Source organism: Hoskinsella mucinilytica (genome assembly GCF_045223415.1).
GTDB classification, from domain to species: Bacteria; Bacillota_I; Bacilli_A; order Erysipelotrichales; family Erysipelotrichaceae; genus Hoskinsella; species Hoskinsella mucinilytica.
The window spans coordinates 1-20,064 of sequence record NZ_JBEQZJ010000055.1; the positions used below are offsets into that span (position 1 = coordinate 1).

At 36.1% G+C, this 20,064-nt stretch carries 20 protein-coding genes; 15 read left to right on the forward strand and 5 right to left on the reverse strand.

Annotation, left to right across the window (positions count from 1 at the left end):
* Positions 1–295, forward strand: a 295-nt coding sequence (locus tag UGRO018_RS15790) for a histidine phosphatase family protein (protein ID WP_416327469.1), incomplete at its 5' end; no start/stop codon positions are given.
* On the opposite strand, the gene UGRO018_RS15795 is transcribed toward UGRO018_RS15790, so the two are convergent.
* From UGRO018_RS15795 to UGRO018_RS15805, 3 genes are all read right to left on the reverse strand, one after another.
* The gene (locus UGRO018_RS15795) at positions 285–791 is read right to left on the reverse strand and encodes a hypothetical protein (RefSeq protein WP_416327470.1); all 507 of its coding nucleotides are present in this window, start codon (positions 789–791) and stop codon (positions 285–287) included. The two genes, UGRO018_RS15790 and UGRO018_RS15795, sit on opposite strands and share 11 nt — an antisense overlap.
* A 97-nt stretch (positions 792–888) precedes the next feature.
* Positions 889–2,121, reverse strand: a complete 1,233-nt coding sequence (locus UGRO018_RS15800) for a collagen-like domain-containing protein (RefSeq protein ID WP_416327471.1) — start codon at positions 2,119–2,121, stop codon at positions 889–891.
* 84 nt (positions 2,122–2,205) lie between these two features.
* Positions 2,206–4,143, reverse strand: coding sequence for a diguanylate cyclase domain-containing protein (locus UGRO018_RS15805; RefSeq protein WP_416327472.1), 1,938 nt, complete (start codon positions 4,141–4,143; stop codon positions 2,206–2,208).
* A gap of 374 nt (positions 4,144–4,517) precedes the next feature.
* Between UGRO018_RS15805 and UGRO018_RS15810 the strand changes: the two genes are divergently transcribed.
* The 5 genes from UGRO018_RS15810 to UGRO018_RS15830 are packed head-to-tail and all read left to right on the forward strand — an operon-like array spanning position 4,518 to position 7,781.
* Positions 4,518–5,696: a DNA-protecting protein DprA gene (locus UGRO018_RS15810; RefSeq protein ID WP_416327473.1), complete on the forward strand. Its 1,179-nt coding sequence runs from the start codon at positions 4,518–4,520 to the stop codon at positions 5,694–5,696.
* Positions 5,680–6,912: a ComF family protein gene (locus UGRO018_RS15815; RefSeq protein WP_416327474.1), complete on the forward strand. Its 1,233-nt coding sequence runs from the start codon at positions 5,680–5,682 to the stop codon at positions 6,910–6,912. Before UGRO018_RS15810 ends, UGRO018_RS15815 begins: the two co-directional genes overlap by 17 nt.
* Before the next feature lie 39 nt (positions 6,913–6,951).
* Positions 6,952–7,236 (forward strand): hypothetical protein, encoded by a 285-nt coding sequence (locus UGRO018_RS15820; RefSeq protein ID WP_416327475.1) that lies wholly within the window; start codon positions 6,952–6,954, stop codon positions 7,234–7,236.
* A complete protein-coding gene (locus tag UGRO018_RS15825) occupies positions 7,223–7,558 on the forward strand; it encodes a DUF6442 family protein (RefSeq protein WP_416327476.1) in 336 nt (111 codons plus the stop codon). The genes UGRO018_RS15820 and UGRO018_RS15825 overlap by 14 nt, the downstream gene beginning before the upstream one ends.
* A 13-nt stretch (positions 7,559–7,571) precedes the next feature.
* Positions 7,572–7,781, forward strand: a complete 210-nt coding sequence (locus UGRO018_RS15830) for a helix-turn-helix transcriptional regulator (protein WP_416327477.1) — start codon at positions 7,572–7,574, stop codon at positions 7,779–7,781.
* A gap of 88 nt (positions 7,782–7,869) precedes the next feature.
* Here the strand turns inward: UGRO018_RS15830 and UGRO018_RS15835 are convergent, their stop codons facing one another.
* A complete protein-coding gene (locus UGRO018_RS15835) occupies positions 7,870–9,141 on the reverse strand; it encodes a BclA C-terminal domain-containing protein (protein ID WP_416327478.1) in 1,272 nt (423 codons plus the stop codon).
* A gap of 418 nt (positions 9,142–9,559) precedes the next feature.
* On the opposite strand from UGRO018_RS15835, the gene UGRO018_RS15840 reads away from it, so the two are divergent.
* The 8 genes from UGRO018_RS15840 (at position 9,560) to UGRO018_RS15875 (ending at position 17,586) form a co-directional block, all read left to right on the forward strand.
* Entirely contained in the window at positions 9,560–11,479 is a 1,920-nt protein-coding gene (locus UGRO018_RS15840; protein WP_416327479.1) for a BglG family transcription antiterminator, read from the forward strand.
* 240 nt (positions 11,480–11,719) lie between these two features.
* Positions 11,720–12,199: a PTS sugar transporter subunit IIB gene (locus tag UGRO018_RS15845; protein WP_416327480.1), complete on the forward strand. Its 480-nt coding sequence runs from the start codon at positions 11,720–11,722 to the stop codon at positions 12,197–12,199.
* A gap of 15 nt (positions 12,200–12,214) precedes the next feature.
* Positions 12,215–13,006 (forward strand): PTS mannose/fructose/sorbose/N-acetylgalactosamine transporter subunit IIC, encoded by a 792-nt coding sequence (locus UGRO018_RS15850; RefSeq protein WP_416327481.1) that lies wholly within the window; start codon positions 12,215–12,217, stop codon positions 13,004–13,006.
* Positions 13,003–13,818 carry a PTS system mannose/fructose/sorbose family transporter subunit IID gene (locus tag UGRO018_RS15855; RefSeq protein ID WP_416327482.1) on the forward strand — a complete coding sequence of 272 codons (816 nt, stop codon included), beginning with the start codon at positions 13,003–13,005 and terminating at the stop codon, positions 13,816–13,818. The genes UGRO018_RS15850 and UGRO018_RS15855 overlap by 4 nt, the downstream gene beginning before the upstream one ends.
* Before the next feature lie 14 nt (positions 13,819–13,832).
* Complete coding sequence (locus UGRO018_RS15860; protein ID WP_416327483.1) at positions 13,833–14,705, forward strand: ChbG/HpnK family deacetylase; 873 nt, start codon at positions 13,833–13,835, stop codon at positions 14,703–14,705.
* Positions 14,706–14,738: 33 nt separating this feature from the next.
* Complete coding sequence (locus UGRO018_RS15865) at positions 14,739–15,149, forward strand: PTS sugar transporter subunit IIA (RefSeq protein WP_416327488.1); 411 nt, start codon at positions 14,739–14,741, stop codon at positions 15,147–15,149.
* Positions 15,150–15,221: 72 nt separating this feature from the next.
* Complete coding sequence (locus UGRO018_RS15870) at positions 15,222–16,196, forward strand: MBL fold metallo-hydrolase (protein ID WP_416327484.1); 975 nt, start codon at positions 15,222–15,224, stop codon at positions 16,194–16,196.
* Between the two features lie 25 nt (positions 16,197–16,221).
* Positions 16,222–17,586, forward strand: coding sequence for an MATE family efflux transporter (locus UGRO018_RS15875; protein WP_416327485.1), 1,365 nt, complete (start codon positions 16,222–16,224; stop codon positions 17,584–17,586).
* 23 nt (positions 17,587–17,609) lie between these two features.
* On the opposite strand, the gene UGRO018_RS15880 is transcribed toward UGRO018_RS15875, so the two are convergent.
* Positions 17,610–19,499, reverse strand: coding sequence for a sensor histidine kinase (locus UGRO018_RS15880; protein WP_416327486.1), 1,890 nt, complete (start codon positions 19,497–19,499; stop codon positions 17,610–17,612).
* Between the two features lie 184 nt (positions 19,500–19,683).
* On the opposite strand from UGRO018_RS15880, the gene UGRO018_RS15885 reads away from it, so the two are divergent.
* On the forward strand, positions 19,684–20,064 hold a 381-nt coding region (locus UGRO018_RS15885; protein WP_416327487.1), incomplete at its 3' end, for a hypothetical protein.

Sequence of the window (20,064 nt, forward strand, 5' to 3'; positions counted from 1 at the left end):
AGGCAGAGTCGCCAAACAACACGAGTATCACCGATACGGATGGGTAAATGACGGAGGAGAAAATCCGGAAATGGTTTGGCAACGAGTATCCAACGTACTGGATGAAATGATACAAACCTATCAAGATGGCAATATTCTTATCGTTACGCATGGTGTCGTTATGATGACGTTATTAAGGAAACTAAAACCGGGCTATATGGAATCACAAGGAAAAAACTTTCATATAGCGAATTGCGCTGTTATGAAGATGGAATATCATGATCAAGCATTCCACATCCTTGCCGTCAATCAATAGGTTGAGCATGTAGTTTCGAAAAGATGAAATCATGGACTTCCTCACGTTTGATATGAAAGCATAATGAAATCTCATCAAAAAGAAGATCTTCTGCTCGATCAAAAAAATATTTATCTTTATCGGAAATCGTTTTTTTGATTTCCTCTTTTTGTTTTTTCATGAGATAAATGGTATTCGCCAATTGTGCCCACATCCATATATCACCACTATCCAGCATGGATTGGAATCGTTCCTCACGAATACGTTTATCATCGTCCCAACAGCTGGTAAGCGATGGCATCTTATCGATCAGAGCTAAGATGTCATCTTTTTTCATGATCAAACGAAGATTGGGATTTGTGGATGGTGTGGTAATACTGGTTTCTACATCACCTTTGATATTATGTAGCACATACCAAAATTCCTTCTCTTTGCGCCCTTTGCGCTTCTCTATGATATTTTTTACCTGAAAGATGCCTTTGTTTGTATAAGATACATTATCATTGATTTGAAACATGATAGACCTCCTACTTAAATGAATGTTATTTCCAAAGTCATTTTACCATTTTTCTTTTTTTGATGTAAGAAATATCGAAAAAAACTGAATCAAAAACCTAGCTGGTTCGATTCAGTTTCAAGACAGTAAGCGTTAAGGTACCTTCTGTACTATTCACATTAGAATTGTAAGTTAAAGAGAATCTTGATGTGGAAGTTATATAGGCAATCAATGATCCAGATCCCATAGCCGTTTGTTGATTTTGTGTCGTTTTTACATATACACCAAGCTCAAGATGGACCTTTCCATCATAAAAGGGCGTAATTTGCATATAGCCGGGTGTTGCTAAAATGACAGTTACATTGTAATTGATCAGATAATATCCAGGCGTTAAGAGCAATGAAGAATTGTCTTGTACAATGTTTCCTGTTGTATCTACGACAGATTCCAATAATGGAATCTGGATTCCATCCGTGAAATAGCCTTGAAAAACATAATAGGATGCAAATGCCTGTTGTGGCAATGCCCCGGTTGCTCCTTTTGGAATGGAGAAATCCAATTGTACACCTTGTTCAATGGGTTTCAAATCAACCTGTGCAGGTTGATTTGGTTCTAGTGTAGTGGTAGTACCTACCGTGATCAATGGGATCGCCCCGGTTGCTCCGGTAGCGCCTGTCATACCTGTATTGCCCGTAGGTCCTGCCGGTCCTTCAAAACCGGTAGGACCTTGTATTCCGGTAGCCCCTGTTACCCCGGTTGGTCCCGTGTTTCCTTTTGGTAGTTTAAAATTCAATTCGATCCCATCCTGTATCGGTACACTGTCTACCCATGCATTTTCTCCAGGAGATGTGGTTGTTGTAGAACCTACTCGAACGATCGGAATAGCCCCCGTTGGTCCAGTAGCACCATCAGCCCCGGTCATTCCGGTAGGCCCGATCGGGCCTGTATTTCCTGTGATACCTGTTGCCCCTGTCGCACCTTTTGGACCGGTTGCTCCGGCAATTCCATCTGCACCGGTATTCCCTCTAGCCCCCGTCACACCCCTAGGACCGCTAGGACCACGAAGTCCTGTGGCTCCTTGACTACCGGTTGGTCCTGTATCACCTCTTGGTAACGTAAAATTCAATTGAACGCCATTCATGGTAGGAACTTCATTTACCGTTGCATCTCCCCCGGGTAAAGAAGTATTGACCTCACCGATCGTTATTTCAGGTGTTCTTCCTGTTCTTCCAGTAGGACCTGTCACACCTTGAGGTCCTGTATCACCTTTTGGACCTGTTGGACCTTGTGGACCGATACAACAATCGCAACAATGCTCATTCATCCATGACTCCTCTGTTTGATTATCCATTCTATTCACCCCATAGTTTATCATTATGCAAAAGATACGAATATGTGAAAAAAATCTGCCTCTCAATGAAGAAGCAGATCTTTTCTATTCTATATCAGGATATTGTAAATCCTTTTCATATTCACTAAGAATGCCCTTACCATGATGCTTAGAAGCATACAAAGCGATATCGGCGGCATGCATCAGATCTTCATAGCTTTGTAACGTATCCTCGACCCAAGCCAATCCGGCAGATAATTGAATGTGATGAATTTTTTGATCAGGGAAACGAAGTCGATAAGCGGATATCTTTTGATAATAACTGTTTAAGACCTTGCGAACATCCTCTTTGCTATCAAAGTGATATAAGAAGATACAAAATTCATCCCCCGAACGTCTTGCACAAATAATTTGATCATTCTCAAATTCACTTAATAATGCCGCAAATACTTTCAAATAAGTATCGCCCCAATCATGACCATATTGATCATTGATGGATTTGAAATTATCAAGATCCAACATAACGATCGCAGCTGTCTTAGGCTGTACCTGTTTCAATAAGGAATCAACCTTTATATGGAAGGATTTGATGTTATTTAATTTGGTCAAAGCATCATGATCTCTTTCATATTCGATTTTCTTCTTTTCTTTTACATCACTTGTAACATCACTGACAACACCAAAAGTACCATTTTCATCAATTGCCATATATACTTGTATCCATTTATCAGGGTCACGATGAAGATGATAAATGTTAGTGACATTTGTTTTATTCGGATTCATTACTTTACCCATTTCTTTCATGAATGCATCTTTATCTTGATAAAGTGAATCTGCTGTTTCCTTATCCCAATCCATGATGAAACGAAGACGATCGGTTGCCATGACATCTTTTTGATCATGTCTGAATTCAAAGACCCCAATTGGCATATCCACGATATCGATGACCTTGGATACTTTGACAGTCGCATTTAATATGCTTGCGACCATTTTATTGATATCTCCACTCAGCTGTTTGAATTCAGGGATGTTTTCCACATGAACGACCGTATCCAAATTTCCATTGGATATCTTTCTGACATCCTCTACGATACGATGAAGATTTGTGACGATTTGCCGTTTTAATAAATAACGAAGCGTCAAAATCATAATGATCGCAATCAACACTAACCCGATCACAGTAGTAAACATGATCATATTTTGATCTTGAAATACCACAGATCGATCATACGCAATACATAATAACATTTGATCATAAACCTTACTAACACAATATACAGATGAATCAGATAACTGAATGAAATTACCATTGGATAAATGTATCAAAGTAGATAGATCTACACCTAAATCATCCACGTTTTTATCAAGATATGTGTCATCGCTATGTGCAAGTATCTGACCTGTTTCTTTATTTACGGCAAATAGTGAAATACCTTCATCCATTGGTAATCTGGATATGATATAAGATATCTCGTTTTTTTGACGTGCTTCTAAGATTCGAGTAGGTGCAAGACCAATCTGTACGATGCCTTTTTTATCTTGTCTGGCGACACCGATGTATTGAAATACTTTTTTCTCGGCACCATTTGGTTGGATATCTTGAATAAGATAACCGTTATCTTCTAAGATGGGTAAAAACTCTTTTGTTTGTTTTGTGGTTTGAAAATCTAAACCAAAATACTTCGGTATGGTACCCGCAAATAAAATCCCATGTTCATCGATCACATGAAGCTCATCTACCCTTAACAAATCTTTTATTTTCTCAAGCTCACTTTGTGAGGATAAAACATCAGGATTGGATCGTATGATATAAGCAAAAGCATAAGCTCTTGTTAGATAATCCTCATTTAAACTATCGGTAAGATTATCTAATTCATCTTTATTGCTGTTTAAGGTCGTGACAATCTGTTCTAGTTTTAATTCAGCATTTTGTTGAATATTTGATTTGGCATTATATTCTTGTATGAACCATGTAAATCCGAGAATGAGGAAAGAAGATAGCACAATGACAAGTGTGATATAACGTGTAAACAGTTTCTGCATGTGGTATCCTCTCCTTATTGTGTATATTATAGCGTATTTTTATAGAAATGAGAAAAAATTATGATAAAAAGGTTGTGTTTTGACTAGTTGAATTTATCAATGGGGAATCTAGAATAGATGTTTCTATTTCATCTGAAAATGATACCGTCTGGTTAACCATCGATCTGATGTGTGACACGTATTTAAAGATAGAATCACAACACTAGAGCATGCAATGAATCATTAAATCAGTTATTTCAGTCACAGGATGGGCTACTAGAATTGATAATCCCTAGCACCCTTGATGTAAAATATTTTAATGCCCACCTTCATTACTCTTGATAATCATCAAGAGTAATAGTACAATGTATTTAAACAGAAAGGATGCGGGTAAGATGGAAAGAAAAGAGATTTTGGAATTGATGCAAAATGTTTTTACATCTAGTGAGGCGGCAGAATATCTGAATATTTCAACACAGAGATTAAATCAGCTTGTTCATGAAAAAAGAATTGAACCTATAAAAGTCAGTAAATCTGTTATGCTTTTTTTGAAAAGTGATTTGGAAAAACGTAAGATTGTAAATGTATCTAATAACACTAATCAAAAAAATGTAGATTGTTTTGATATAAACAACTCTTTTGTTCGTGACGCTATCCTTTACTATACGATTCAACAGTATTTCAATAACAATGATAAACGGACTAGTCAATTTGTAGAGCAAATTCAAAAAGTCAATAATTTTGATTTTCATAGTGGGTTGCCAGTAAATATTCCTTTACTGTCATCTCTTTTAAAAGTCAGTGAGAAAGATTTTTATAACAAATACACAAATGTAAAAGAGAGTTTTCTATCATTGCCAAGTGATGTTGTACTTGTGAAAAAAGGTGATGATATTTATTCTAAATTGCTTGCAGAAACAAAGGAAGCTGCACCCTATCTTTTCTTAAAGGGAAATGTACATTTACTTGCTGAAAAATCAGTATGTGTCGTGGGAAGTAGAAATGCTTCTTTGGATTCTATGGAAAAGACTGAAAGAATTGTTAAATCGTTAATTCAAAGAAATATTGTAGTAAATGCAGGTCTGGCAAAAGGAATTGATACAGCAACACACCGTTCGGCACTAAAATATGGTGGAAGAACGATTGCAGTTATCGGTACTCCAATTAACCAATACTATCCAAAAGAAAATAAAGATCTACAGATGGAAATCGAAAAAAAGGGATTGATTGTTTCTCAGTTCCCGCCATGCAATGTTGTAAATAGATGGAATTTTCCTACCCGTAATGCAACGATGAGCGGTATCTCATTAGCAACAATCATAATGGAAGCTGGCGAAACAAGTGGAGCATTAAAACAAGCAGACTATGCCTTAAAACAAGGACGAGATGTGCTTATTCCTCAGTCTGCCATTAACAATCCACTGATCAAATGGCCTGCAAAATATGTTTCAAAAGGTGCCTTTGCATTTCGAACATTAAAAGAAGTTTTAGAAATTTTGAACAAAAACGAGTTATTACTTGACCTATTCAATAAAACAGATATGGAGGAAATCAGTAATGTGGAAATGGACTGATCCGGATAACATTCAAGCAATCATATTGGATATGGATTCTCTAAGTCAAGATTATCTTGAATATCCATTTACATCTATATTGAAAGATGTCAAAGTGTTTAAAGTAAAAGATTTTTGGAATAACGATATTAAAAAAGTAGATGATACAATAGAGTACTTTGATATTTCCTCTTTGTTACAAGAAATATTAAGTATTGCTAAATGTGAATCCTATTCTTTGATTGCCATTAGCAGCAATGCTTTGTTTTTGAAAGAAATGATGCAAAATCATATAGGTACTATATTAGCTGGAGAATTAACCAAAGAGTTTTTAAAAAGTACCCCTGATTTCACATATACGGCATTAGATACTTTAAATCAAATTCTATTAAAGGAAAGAAAAGGATATGGTGCTGAGGTTTTCGCAACATACAGTAAATCACGTAAAAAAATGTCATTACTGAAAAGTGAAACTATGGTACAATTAGACAATGGACAGCAGGAACCGTTGACACTATACCTAGGAGGTAGATATTATTCTCAAGGACATCAATATTTATTAGACGATCCACTTTCTGTATTAGTAAAGGAATTTAAAGATAATTATGTAGAGGTCGTAGACTTGTTCTTTGATTCAGCAATAAATTTTATAAATAAAAAAGAGAAAATAGATATTCTTACGGCTATTCCATTAAAACCTATTGAAATAAAAAACAAGCGTTTTGATAGATTTGCTTCACTTCATTTAAACAAATGTACGAATAATCAATTGAAACTTCAAAGCATCTTAAAGTGTAATAAAGACTTTTCTCAAAAAGGAAATAATCTATTTAACAGAAAAGAAATCGTTAGAGGAGCTTATGAAGTTACAGAAAATATAGATGGTCAAAGTATCTTATTGATGGATGATGTGTATTCTTCAGGTTCAACTTTTCTAGAAGTAGCAAAGACATTGTATGTGGCAGGAGCGAGAAATGTAATTGGTGTCTTATTAGCTGTTAACCAATTAACAGAATCATCTTCTGTGTCTTATCATAGTCTTCCTTGCTCCTACTGTGGAAAACCAATGACATTAAGGATTAATCATAGAAACAAACAGATGTTTTTCGGATGTACGGAATATCAAAAACATCTTTCTCATGACACCTCTATACCTATGCAACATGGATTACGTATGTTATTAGACAATAATAAATTGGAGATTACAGAAATCATAGATTTGGAAGATGAGTATTAGAAATAGCAATTATTTGAAAATAAATAAGAGGTGAAGTGAGTGAAAGAGGTTAAAGAAGAAATTCAAGAACTAATAGATTTAAAAGCTGAAGGTGATTACTGGGATTTCAAACAGAAATGGCATTCTAATATATCTGATTTATTACATGATATTATTAATTTCAAAAGAGGGAGATACCGACACAAAACGATATTTCCCTCTTTTGAAATTGATAATAAAACTTTACAAATTTCATTGACAAGTAAACTTGGCGTGGCTATAATGATGATGCCAAGTTTACTTTGCAAATATATATTAGGAGGATTTCATTATGAACAAGGATGAAATTTTAGCAAAAAGTAGAGCAGAAAATAAAAACAAAGATGTTTATGAACAGGAAATCTTAAAGCAGTCGAGTACGCTTGCAGTTATAATAATGGTGGTTCTTGCTGCTGTGTTCTTTATAACGCAGATATTTGTAGGAGATGGAATTAACTATGGAATATGGGCACTTGTTTTCTGCTCAAACATGGCAACATTTTGGGTAAAATATGTTAAACTCCACCACAGATTTGACCTAGCGATGGCGATTATATATACGGTATTTATATTGGCGCTGTCAGGATGTCATATCTATAACTTGATCGTGTCTACCACAGGCATATAAAGTGGTGGAAATTATGGATGATAAACTGATATTAAGGAATCGTCTTAAAGAAGCAAGAACAGAATTGAAATTATCGCAAAATCAGCTTGCCGAAATAGTGGGCGTATCTCGAAATACTATTAGTTCGATTGAGACAGGTCAATTTAACCCTACTGCAAAACTTGCACTTGTTTTATGTATTGCCCTTGATAAGAAATTTGAAGAACTTTTTTATTTTGAATAACACTATGTACCACCGCCGTATATGGGTAACACCATAGCGGCGGTTTTTCTGTTCACCCTGACAATCAAGTCAAAGAGAGTCTTTTTTACTATGCGCTTGCTACTTCGTCAAGTTTTTTTGCTGTTAATGTGACAGTAACACCGGTACTTAAAGTTAATGTTAAAGCAACCGCTGAGGATACGCTCATGGTCAATACATCCCCAGCTGATAAAGAAGTGATAACACTACCGGAATAGATGGATTCTACACCAATAGCCAATAAGTGAATTTCTTCTGTTTCAGGTATTGGTGCGCCATTATTTAACACTGCTAATGTGACTGCTGCACCTAAGGAAGCTGAAGCATTGAACATATAATTGATTTCATATATGCCACTTTGTTCGATCGTTAGATTATCAGCGCCTAGCGTTACATTGTTGGCGGGCATATCTACAGGTAAAGGTAATGGGGTAGTAGCCCCTACAGCTAGATCTATCGTTTGTGTAGCATCGTTATATTTACCACCATATGCAATCAATCCACCGCCACCGCCTGGACCTGTATCACCTCTTGGCACAGTAAAATTCAATTCAATGCCATCTGGTGTTTCGTTTGATGTGACCTCTGCTTCGGTTCCCGGATCACCTGTTGTAGTTAATCCAATCGTAACAACAGGAGTAGCACCGGTCGGTCCGGTTTCTCCTGTTTCACCGGTAGGGCCAGTAGGACCTGTTTCTCCAGTTGCACCAGTTGGACCTACCTCACCATCAGGACCAGTAGGACCAGTAGGCCCTGTATTTCCATCTGCTCCGGTATTTCCGGTAGGACCAGTAGGCCCTGTATTTCCTGTAGCACCAGTGATACCGGTATTTCCAGTTGCCCCTGTGATACCCGGGATACCATCTGCTCCGGTATCACCCTTAGGCCCAGTAGGTCCGGTATTACCTACAGGTCCCATGATACCTTGTGGTCCTGTAGCTCCCATGGCACCAGTTGCCCCAGTAACGCCTCTTGCACCTGTTACACCGGTCGCTCCATTTGCGCCTGTGGCACCTGTAGCTCCAGTAATTCCGGAAGCTCCTGTAGCGCCAGTTGCCCCAGTTGCTCCACGAAGACCAGTAGGCCCTGTAGCTCCATCGGCACCTGTATTTCCGGTAGGTCCCGTAGGCCCAGTATTTCCAGTAGGTCCTGTAGCACCTACACCAGGTCCTGTAGCGCCGGTCGCTCCGGTTGCGCCAGTGGCACCTGTTGCACCACGAAAGCCTCTAGGCCCTCTGCAACAAGGATTACAACATTCCTGTTCACAACATTCTTGTTCACAATAAGGATCACGATCCCAATTGCCCTGCTCATTTGATTCATAATAATCGTCGTTGTACATTGTGCACCTCTTCTTTCTCTTAAATGGCATGCCACACGATTCTGATATCGATGGTGTAGCCTGTTATAGAATATGCAGAATGTGCTAATATGATAGTGTTAACAAATTTAAACTATCCGATTTCTATCAAAAAGAGGGCTATATATTCACATATGTTATGACTATAAACTTTGTATATATGTTGTAAAACCTAACATCATAACATTCATAATTCCATGAACAATTGCTAGATTAAGCATCAATAAGGCACTAAGTATAATGATCATCTTCTTATATAAATCATGTAGAACATAGTTTGCATGATAGTTCGTGCAAAAGCAAAATCGCAGTAAGAAGTTTACATGCTATAATTTAAATAGATCATCATATGATTTTCATCTTATGAGGAAATATCTTTGTAATGGAAAGGAAGATACTGATGCCATTGAACAGAAGACAGTTGAATATGCTAAAGGATTTCTATGAAAATAAAGAGAATTTTTTAACCTCTCGTTTTTTTGCTGACAAATATGATATCAGCATTCGTAGCGTAAAAAATGATCTTTCTATCATTCGTCAAGAATTAGAAGATCAAGACTTTATAGAATTGGAATCCATGCCCTCTAAGGGAACCAAGATGATATTGCTTGATGAAGAGGAATATCATCAATATATGCAGGATATGCAAGGTGAAGATGATCTGAATTCCAAAGATAATCGTATACATAAAATATTAGAAATCTTGTTAGAAACTAAGAAGTATTATACGGTTCAGCATTTGGCTGATCGTTTTTTCATATCCAAATCAACCTTTCTGAAAGACTTGAAACAGGTAAAGCAAATTCTTCAAGGGTATCATATTGAAATAGAACATGATCTTAAAAAAGGAATTCAGATAAAAGGAAAAGAAGAAGATATCCGAAAATGCATATCCAGTGAACATGTCAACTTTATGGGTGATTATGCAAATCTTTATACACAAAACGATCAAACCACAAATTTTAATAAAATCGGTGCTATCTTAGTAAATGTCTTTATGGAATATCAATATCAGATCTCCGATGTAGCCTTACAAAACCTGATCATACATATTGATATTTTAATCAAAAGAGTTACCGGAGGTTTTGTAATGGAAGAAGCAAGACAAGATGAAATACATGTTCCTTTCATGAAAGAAATCGAGATGGCGGAAAAAATTATCCATGCTTGTCATGAAGCATTTCATATTCCGATTCATGAAGCTGAGGTTCAACGTCTAGCAATTTATCTGTATGGAAAAGCAAATCTGAATGATGCTTCTTATATCACTCAGGAAATCGATGATTTTGTTTTCCAAGCACTAACCAGTATAAAAAACAAATACGCCGTTGATATTATGGATAATGTACAATTTCGTGTATCACTATCTCTGCATTTGATGCCACTTCTTACAAGATTGAAATATAATATGCAACTAAAAAATGAGTTATTGCATAATTTACGTCAATCCTATCAAGTCGCTTTTGATATGGCCTTTTCTTTATCAAGTATGATCAAAGAGCACTTTGGCTATGAATTAAATGAAGATGAAATATCCTATTTGGCTATCTACTTCAACAGTGCCTTGGAAGCTCATGAGGAACATGCAGGAACCAAGCGCATGTTGATCATCAGTTCTTTGAAAAGAAGTGAGACGTTGTTGCTTAGGGAAAAAATTAAATCATGGTTTGCCAATACACTTTCTGAACTTGTAATCGAAGATATCTATCATTTAGAACATGTAGATGTATCCACATTTGATGTCATTTGTACAACAGAAAAGAATAAGTTTTATGAGAATAATTTAGCTATTTTGATTTCTCAATTTCCCAAAGAAGAAGATTATCGAGCGATTAAAATGATGTTGGATGGTTTCAATAATAAAGAGCAATTTGAAGCATTATTCACAGAAGCTAATTTTTATATCGGTAAGCCAATGAAACAGGAACAAGTGATCAAACAACTTTGTAAACTAAGCACAAAGGATACACTTTCTTGTAAACAGCTATATGAAGAAGTTATGAAACGTGAAACGATGGGCGGAACGTATTTTGGAAATGCTATTGCAATGCCTCACCCTATGTATCCTATTACAGAAAATACGTTGATTGCAGTGGCTTTATTAGAAAAAGAAATCCCTTGGGATACGTATGGTAATATGGTACAACTGATCTTGTTGGTGAGTGTCGAGAAAAATAATCCAAAGGCTTATAAGATATGGAGTTATCTTACTGAAATGATTCATGATGAAAAATTGATCGAAGCCATTTTAAAAGAGCCTAGTTATCAAAATTTTAAAAAACAGATTTCTGCGTTTCTTGATAAAACAAACTTTGCATGAAGCATGGTGCAAAGTAAGATTTGATATAAATTTGCATGAATCATCGTGCAAAAGCAAAGACCACGATCCACTTCTTTCATGATAAAGTATGGATGTAAAAAGTTCCAGGAAAATTAGTGAAGGAAACTTCTACGGCCGTGAAGTAAATGCTATTGATGATAGCACACTGACTGTCATGGAATGGAAAGGAGTGGTTTAAACGTTGATAAAACCAAAATGCTTAAAGAGGAGGAAACGAATATGATCAAAGCGTTGAGAATTGATGAAAGACTCATTCATGGACAGGTAGCAGTAACATGGTGTTCTGCATTGAATGTAGATCGCATTATCGTAGCGAATGATAAAGTCGCTAAAGATGAAATATCTATCATGTCACTAAAAATGGCAGCACCGCAAAATGTGAAGGTCGCTGTAAAAACAGTAGAAGATGCAATTAAATTATTGCAAGATCCACGTATGGATAAATTAAGTGTGCTAATATTGGTAAACAATCCTAAGGATGCCTTGACATTGGTAGAAGCAATACCAGACATTCCCTTTGTAAATATCGGGAATTTCGGAATGATATCAGATAAAGCAGGAAGAAAGATGCTGGCAACTTCACTTGCGGTAGATGAAGGTGAGGCTGAATTATTGAGAACTATCGTTGAGAAAAAGCCTGATAGTAATTATCAGATGACACCAACATTACCACCACAAAAATTACATGACTTACTATAAAAAAAGGAGAAAATTATGGGAATTGCATTACTTATAGCCGTAACATATTGGGCAATCTTTGTAGTAGATGAATCATTTTCATGGCAGACGCTGGTAAGACCTATCGTCACTGGACCGATTGTTGGTTTAGTTTTAGGTGACGTAAAAGCTGGTTGTATTATGGGAGGATTATTAGAAGCAGTTTATATGGGAATCGTGAGTGTAGGTGGAGGAGCACCGGCAGATGCTTTTGGTGCTACGATCATTTGTACGACCTTTGTCATTAATGGAGGATTATCAAATGAAGCAGCTCTTGCTTTGGCTTTACCTATTGGAACGTTAACTGCACGACTTGGACAATTAGATGTACCGATGCATGCTTATTTTGTTCAATTATTCGATAAATATATTGAGAAGGGGGATACGAAAAAGTTCTGTACTTTGCAACGATGCTATCGATTATTTACAAGAACTTTCAAAATTTTAGTTATCTTTTTAGCAGTATGGATTGGTGCTGATAATGTACAACTTGTTTTTGATTATCTACCGGCATTTATATTAGATGGTTTGACAGTAGCAGGAGGACTTTTACCTGCCGTTGGTTTAGGTATCCTAACAAGTATGATTTTCAATAAGCAACAAGGTGCATGGTTGTTTATCGGTTTTGCTCTAAGTGCTTACCTTGGCTTAGGAACGATGGCTGTCGCAATCATTGCAGGATGTGCAGCTGTACTTACCTTCTTTAATGATTCTGAAGCACAGAGTCATTATGCAGTGGAAAATGTAGCTCGTCAAGATTTAGAAAAAGAGGAGGATTTCTTTTCATGAAAGCTGATTTAACGAAACAAGAAAAAAAAGATATGATGCTTTTATTTAGGAGATCATTTTTAATCAATGGATCCATGCAGGCAATCAAAAGACAAGGTATGGGTTTCTGTTATTGTATGATTCCACTTTTAGATAAAATATATAAAAATGACGAACAGGCTCGTTTAGAAGCTTTGAAGCGAAACAATGAGTTTGTAAATTCACATGCAAGTACCATGACGTTTCTGCTCGGTATTACCTATGCATTAGAAAAAGCAAAAGCTGAGGGAGATGATGTTAGTGGTGAAGTCATCACCAATATCAAAACATCACTTATGGGACCTTTAGCGGGAATAGGCGATTCTTTATTCCAAGTAACCCTACGAGTTATTGCCGCAGGTATCGGTATTACATTTGCACAACAAGGCAGTATTTTAGGAGCATTGTTATTCATTTTGATCTATGGCGGCATATTTACTGTCATTAAATATCCATTGATCGTTGCCGGGTATACAGTTGGAACGAAGTACTTAAAAGATCTATTTGAAAAAGGCCTTTTGAAAAGTATTACTAAGGCGGCTTCCATTCTAGGTCTAACAATGGTAGGATGTTTAGCTTCCACACTGATCAAAGCAAATACTGTATTGACACTGAATTTCGGTGGTGCAGAATTCGTATTACAAGATACCTTTGATACCATTTTACCAAAAGGCTTGTCTTTATTAGTGTTATTTGCCGTATTCTATCTTGTGAAAAAGAAACTTTCTATTATGAAGATCATGTTCCTTATCATTGGCTTTGGTATTCTTATGGCATTTTTAGGGATCATGTAGAAAGAGGTATTGATATGAAGTTGATCGTTAGAGCAGATGACTTTGGTTATACCGATGTCTATAATGCAGGTACCATCAAAGCGATAGAGGATGGCATCGTTACCTCTGTTGATTTGATGTTAGATACACCAGGTTCCGTTGATGCTATGGAAAGCATCAAAAAGTATCCATGGATCAGTGTTGGATGGCATGCACACTTTTGGGGGAGGCCGATACTTCCCCCAGAAGAAGTGCCCTCAATGGTAGATGAAACCGGGAAGTTTAAGTTCAGAAAACAGAAAGCATTAAAGGCTACCTGTGAATTTGATGAAGTTTTGAAAGAATGTCATGCACAAATGCAACGATGTATTACCATATTAGGTAAGGTTCCGGATACTGCGGGAATCGGATCAGATGGTACTGCATTTGAAGCAGCACGGAAACAGATTTGCGAAGAATATGGCATAGCATATAATTTTGTGAATAAACCAGATGCGAAAGGCAGTATCGTTTCTGCCAGAGAATGTTATCGACATTTGGATATTTATATGCCGAATCAGCCAGCTACGGTATATCGAACATGCTATGATGATAGTTATGAAAAACGTATGCAATATGATCCTATTCGATATTACGTAGAGGATGAAGGAGATATTCTTTCTAAAAAGATAGCTTTAACTGCGTGGCATCCGGGATATCTAGATCCTTATATTCTACAGGAATCTAGTTTAAAAGAAGCCAGAGTGATTGATATACAGGCTTTATGTGATGATCGTTTAAAAGAATGGATCATAAAGAATCATATCGAATTGATTAATCATAGAGATGCACTCTATGGAACACATGAGTATCAGAATTATTTAAAAAATATACAAAGTCCTCTTTTCGTGGGGGATATGGAAGTTTAAAGAAAGTGGGGTATTCCTATCAAAAAAATAGTTATAGCGACACATGGAAAGTTAGCGGAAGGATTTCAAAATACGCTGGACATCCTTGGTGTTCCTCAAGAAAACATTAGTGTTATGGGCTTCTACTGTGGAAAAAAACATGAAGAAGAGGAAATAACGAATTTATTTACGAAGGTATCTGATGAAGATCAGTTGATCATATTTACAGATATCCAATATGGCAGTGTTAATCAAATCTTTACGAAAGAGGCGATCAGACACCAAGATAAAAATGTTGAGATCTTAACCGGCTTTAATTTACCATTGTTATTGGAAATTACGATGAGCAAGGAGCAGTTATCAAAACAAGAATTAAAGGATATGGTAGAAAAAGCTTCTAGGCAAATGCAATTGATGGATCTAAATGCCTTTGTCACTACATCAAAAGAAGAGGATATTTTTTAAAATCCAAAAGCAAAAGGGTGAATGATATGAACGACTTCACTCCTTTTATTATGCCAAGGGAAGGAGAATAAAATGAAATATAGAGAAATCAAATCCGATTTAAAAAGTAAACGAAAAGTATTGGAAATAGAAAAGCCCATTCGTTGGTCTTATATGAAGTTATTACGAGAATATAGTACATTGAAACAATTTTATCCTGAAATCAATCCATATGCAGAAGTATATCAGTTTCGTGATCATTTGTTTTGTATCTATACGGAAAGTCTTGATGGAGCAGGAGATCCTTGGATGTATTTGATCGATGGACCAAAGAAATGTATGTTGATCGATACAGGCTTTGGGGTAGGAGACTTAAAAGGATTGATCAAAAAGCTGGTTGGCGATAAGCCTATCATCGTTGTGAATACTCATTCTCATTTTGATCATGCATATGGGAATTGTCAATTCGATACTTGTTATTGTCATATACAAGAAGTTTGGAGAATGGAACAGAAAAATAATGCACATATCTGGGATTATTTATTTGATGAGTCCGGTGAGCCTAAATGGACAGAATTTGATAAAGCCGATATCATACCATACCGTCCATATGAAATCATCGGTGTAGAGGATGGACATTGTTTTGATCTAGGGGATGGATATATCGTGGAGGCCGTTTTACTACCGGGGCATACACCGGGGCAATGTGGTTATTATGATCATCAGGATCATACGATATTTATCGGCGATATGACAGGTATTGGCACAGCTCTTCCCAATGAACCATATGCTCAATATTGCACAGTACAAGCAATGAATACTGCTTTGAAAAAATTACAGCCACGGTTTGATGAAATAGAAGGTGTATTTCCCGGGCATGGTATGCTAGATCAATCAAGTTTGATGCTTCAATATTTATTAGATGCTACGGAAGCTATCCTTGCTGATCCTGATGGTTATGATATGTATAAGGAAATCACAGTTGCAAAAGGTGAACGAAAAAAAGTTATGATGAAGTATGTTTATCAAGGTACAGGTATCAAATATACAAAAAATAATGTTAGATAGAGATAAGGAAAATGATACGATTTGTATGAAAAAGGAAAAACAGATCGGGCGCAATCTCACGGAAGGGAAACTGTTGCCAACATTGCTTTGTTTTTCCTTGCCGATCATATTAAGTAATCTGATACAACAACTTTATTCGATGAGTGATCTTATCATTGTTGGGAAATTTTTGGGCAGTCTAGGTACGGTTGCTGTTTCAACAGGTGGAGAAATGGCCGATTTATTTCTTCCGATTGCGACGGCTTTTGCATCAGGAGGACAAATCTATATCGGTCAACTTGTCGGAGCTGGTAATAAAAAACAATGTAAGGAAACTGTTCATACATTGATAACGTTGATGATGATATTGGCTATGATATCTACTATTTTCATTTATATCTTTCATCATCAAATTCTATCTTTCGTAAATTGTCCCATGGAAGCTTACACACAGGCAACTTATTATATGATGATCACGACATTAGGATTTCCTTTCTTGTTTGGATATAATGCTATTTGCGGTATTTTAAGAGGAATGGGAGAATCAAAGAAGCCACTACAGTTTATCTTGGTTGCAGTATCATTGAATATCGTGATGGATCTTTTATTGGTGGTAGTATTGCAAGTCGGTGTAGCCGGTTCTGCAATCGCAACGGTAATCGCACAGATTGGTTCTTGTAGTGCAGCTATGCTATACTTATGCAGAAACAAAGCAACGTTTGGTTTTGAATTTCATCTTTCCACTTTTCGTATTCAGAAAATAGCATTAAAGAAAATTTTAATGTTAGGCATTCCACAGGCTGTAAAATCTATTTTCGTTCGTTGTTCTATGTTATGGGTCAACGCAAATATCAATCGTTATGGACTGTCTTATGCCGCTGTGAATAGTGTTGGAAATAAAATAAATAAATTTTTAGAAGTCTATGTACAAGGTATTGATGCTGCTACCGCAGCGATGGTAGCGCAAAATCTTGGCGCAAGAAAATATGAAAGAACAAAGAGATTGATCCTACTTTCTCTGTCTTGCTGTCTTTGTATTGCAAGTGGATGTGCGCTTCTTGCTGTGTTCTGTCCAAATGAAATATTTCGCATATTTACCTCGGATGTAGCTGTGATTGAAATGGGGAAAGTGTATATGAGAATCATGATCTTACATTTTTATATGTCTGCGATTACGAGCACTTTTCAAGCTTTGGTTACCGGAAGTGGCTTTGTATCCTTAAGTTTTTTCATTGGAATCTTAGATGGAGTGATTTGTAGAATCGGATTCAGTTTGTTATTTGTAAATCTATTTCATATGGAAGCAGAAGGTTATTGGCTGGGTACTGCTTTTGCACGAACGCTTCCCGGATTATTATGCTTCCTCTATTTCATCAGTAATCAATGGAAAAAAAGAAAATTGTTGATCTAAATAATAGACCAACAATTTTTTATTCATCTTGTTTTTTTAGGCATCAATAAGGCAGTACGTACAATGATCATATCACCTTCCAATTTGACTTGTAACTTACTGCTATATTTCTGTGCTATCTCAGACATAGCTTTCATACCATATCCATGTCCTTCACCCTTTGTACTAGGTAAGACAACGGTTTTTTCATCTAATAAGATCTTATCTGCATAAGGATTGATGGTTTCTACAAACAAATATCTTCCTCTTACATGCATGGTTACTTCAATGCTTTTCTTATATGAACACTTAACTACAGCTTCAATGGCGTTATCTAACATATTCATGATCAAAGTACATAAATCATTATCATCAATCGTGATATCTGAAGGAACCTCTACTTGTAAGATCATTTGGATATCTTCTTTTTTTGCTTTCACCAATGCTCGTGATAGTAAGGCATTGACAATCGGATGACTACAAATCTTTAACGGAAGAACGTTTTCAGTTTTCTCTGTCAATTCTTCCAAATAGTGATCCATTCGTTCTTTATCTCCCTCACGACTTAAATCTTGTAACATATGAAGATGACGTAACATATCATGACGAAGAATGGCAATTTCAGTGCTACTTTCTTGCATATTTTGAATATTTTCATTGATCAATTCATTTCTTATCGCTAAAATGGATAATTCACTCTTAGTATCGGCTACATTCCTTATGGTTAATATGAAACTTACGGTGCCTCCTAGAATCAACAATAAACCACCATACTTTTGAAATGCTTCCGACATCATTAGAATAGGAGCACGTAACATGGTAACCATCATCGTTTCTTCATGTCCTGTTATAGATAAACCCAAACTACCAATCAATATACAGATGACAACACCAAAGAAAAGCGGTGTAAATAAACGATATACTGTATTTTTATCCTTCCACTCCAATACCGCAAAGACACCAAGTGATAATAGGGATAAATATAGTAAGGCATCATATGGATAATAGGATAGAATTGAAAACATAGGAATTTTCGCAAGTAAATGGAATAGAATAGATAAGCCCAATGGGAAAAATACAAAAGGAGCATACCATTTCTTCCAACGCTTCATTTGCGTCAACATATAAAGCAGTGGCATCCCAAGTGATAAAGGTATTAATAGTTCTGCAGGTAAGAAAAGAAGAGAATAGCAAGAACCAAACCTATATTCGAAATTTAAAAAGATACGTAGGGATTGAATCACAGCCGCAACCATCAAAAACAAGGTCGCATAGGATTTCTTTCCATAATATAAGTTAAAGAAAAATAATCCTAACAGTAAAATTGCCGCCATCATATAAGCAGTCGCAGGCATCGATAGGCTAGATGTATTACTTACTAGCAATTGTGTATTGATCATTTCACTTGATAGACGTATCATTGGCATACCTTGATACTCTTTCATAGAGTTATACGCAACAGCAATTGTTAATGTTTTTCCACCATAATCCGAAGGTAATGTAAACCTAACATATTCATTTTCTTTTTGTATGCCTGTATATTGATCTGAGAACTTAACTTTCCCAATACGATTATCAAGACTTGGATCTACCGTATAAAGTAGCTCATCATCTAAAAAGACACTTTGTTGCCAAGTAAAGCTATCTAATTCCATGATGGTATAGCCTTCCTGTTCTAATGTTTTATCTAATTTACGTGATAGATAAAAAGTTTCCCCGGAACTATCAAACAACTCTTGTGTTGTTTTTTCTGTTTTACCATATTCATCTAATGTATAAATTTCCCATCCTCTTGCATCTTGAAATGTTGGTGTTAAAAATAACGTATCTACATCTGTAGTCGTATAGGAATATAAGAAGGATACTGTTAGTATCACGATGATTGCATAAAGGGGAAGTAGACCTAATTTCCAATGTAATTTTATCTTATTCAATGATGACACCTCCTATTATAGATAGGATAACAGGAACTCGAGGTAAAACGCAAGGTGTATTTTTACCAGTTAGGAAGAAATTCTTACCAAGTAGGAATAGCTTCTTTTTTTATTTGTAATTTCTTTGTTAGGATATGGTTGTATAAGTTTACTTTTCAATCACAAAGAAAGAGGGACATCAAAAATGAATAAAAAAACGAAGCAAACAGCAGCAGTCGCAATGGCAACTGTATTAAGTGTATCTACCGGAGTAAATTCTGTAACAGTAAGAGCACAAGAAAGTGATACAACGGAAGTACAAACAGCTCAAAATAATGAAAATGAACAAAAGGAAAAAGAAATTGCCCCATCCATCTCACTACCGGAAAATCTAGAAGCCCAGGAAGGTACAACATTAAAGGAAGTAGCGTTACCTGAAAACTGGAAATGGGTAGATGAAAGTATGATCTTATCTACAACGACAGATACTTATCCAGCGTGCTTCACGGTTGATGATGAAACATATGATTATACAACAGTAGATGGATATCATGAAGCAGAGCATTCTGTAGAAGTACAGGTTCCA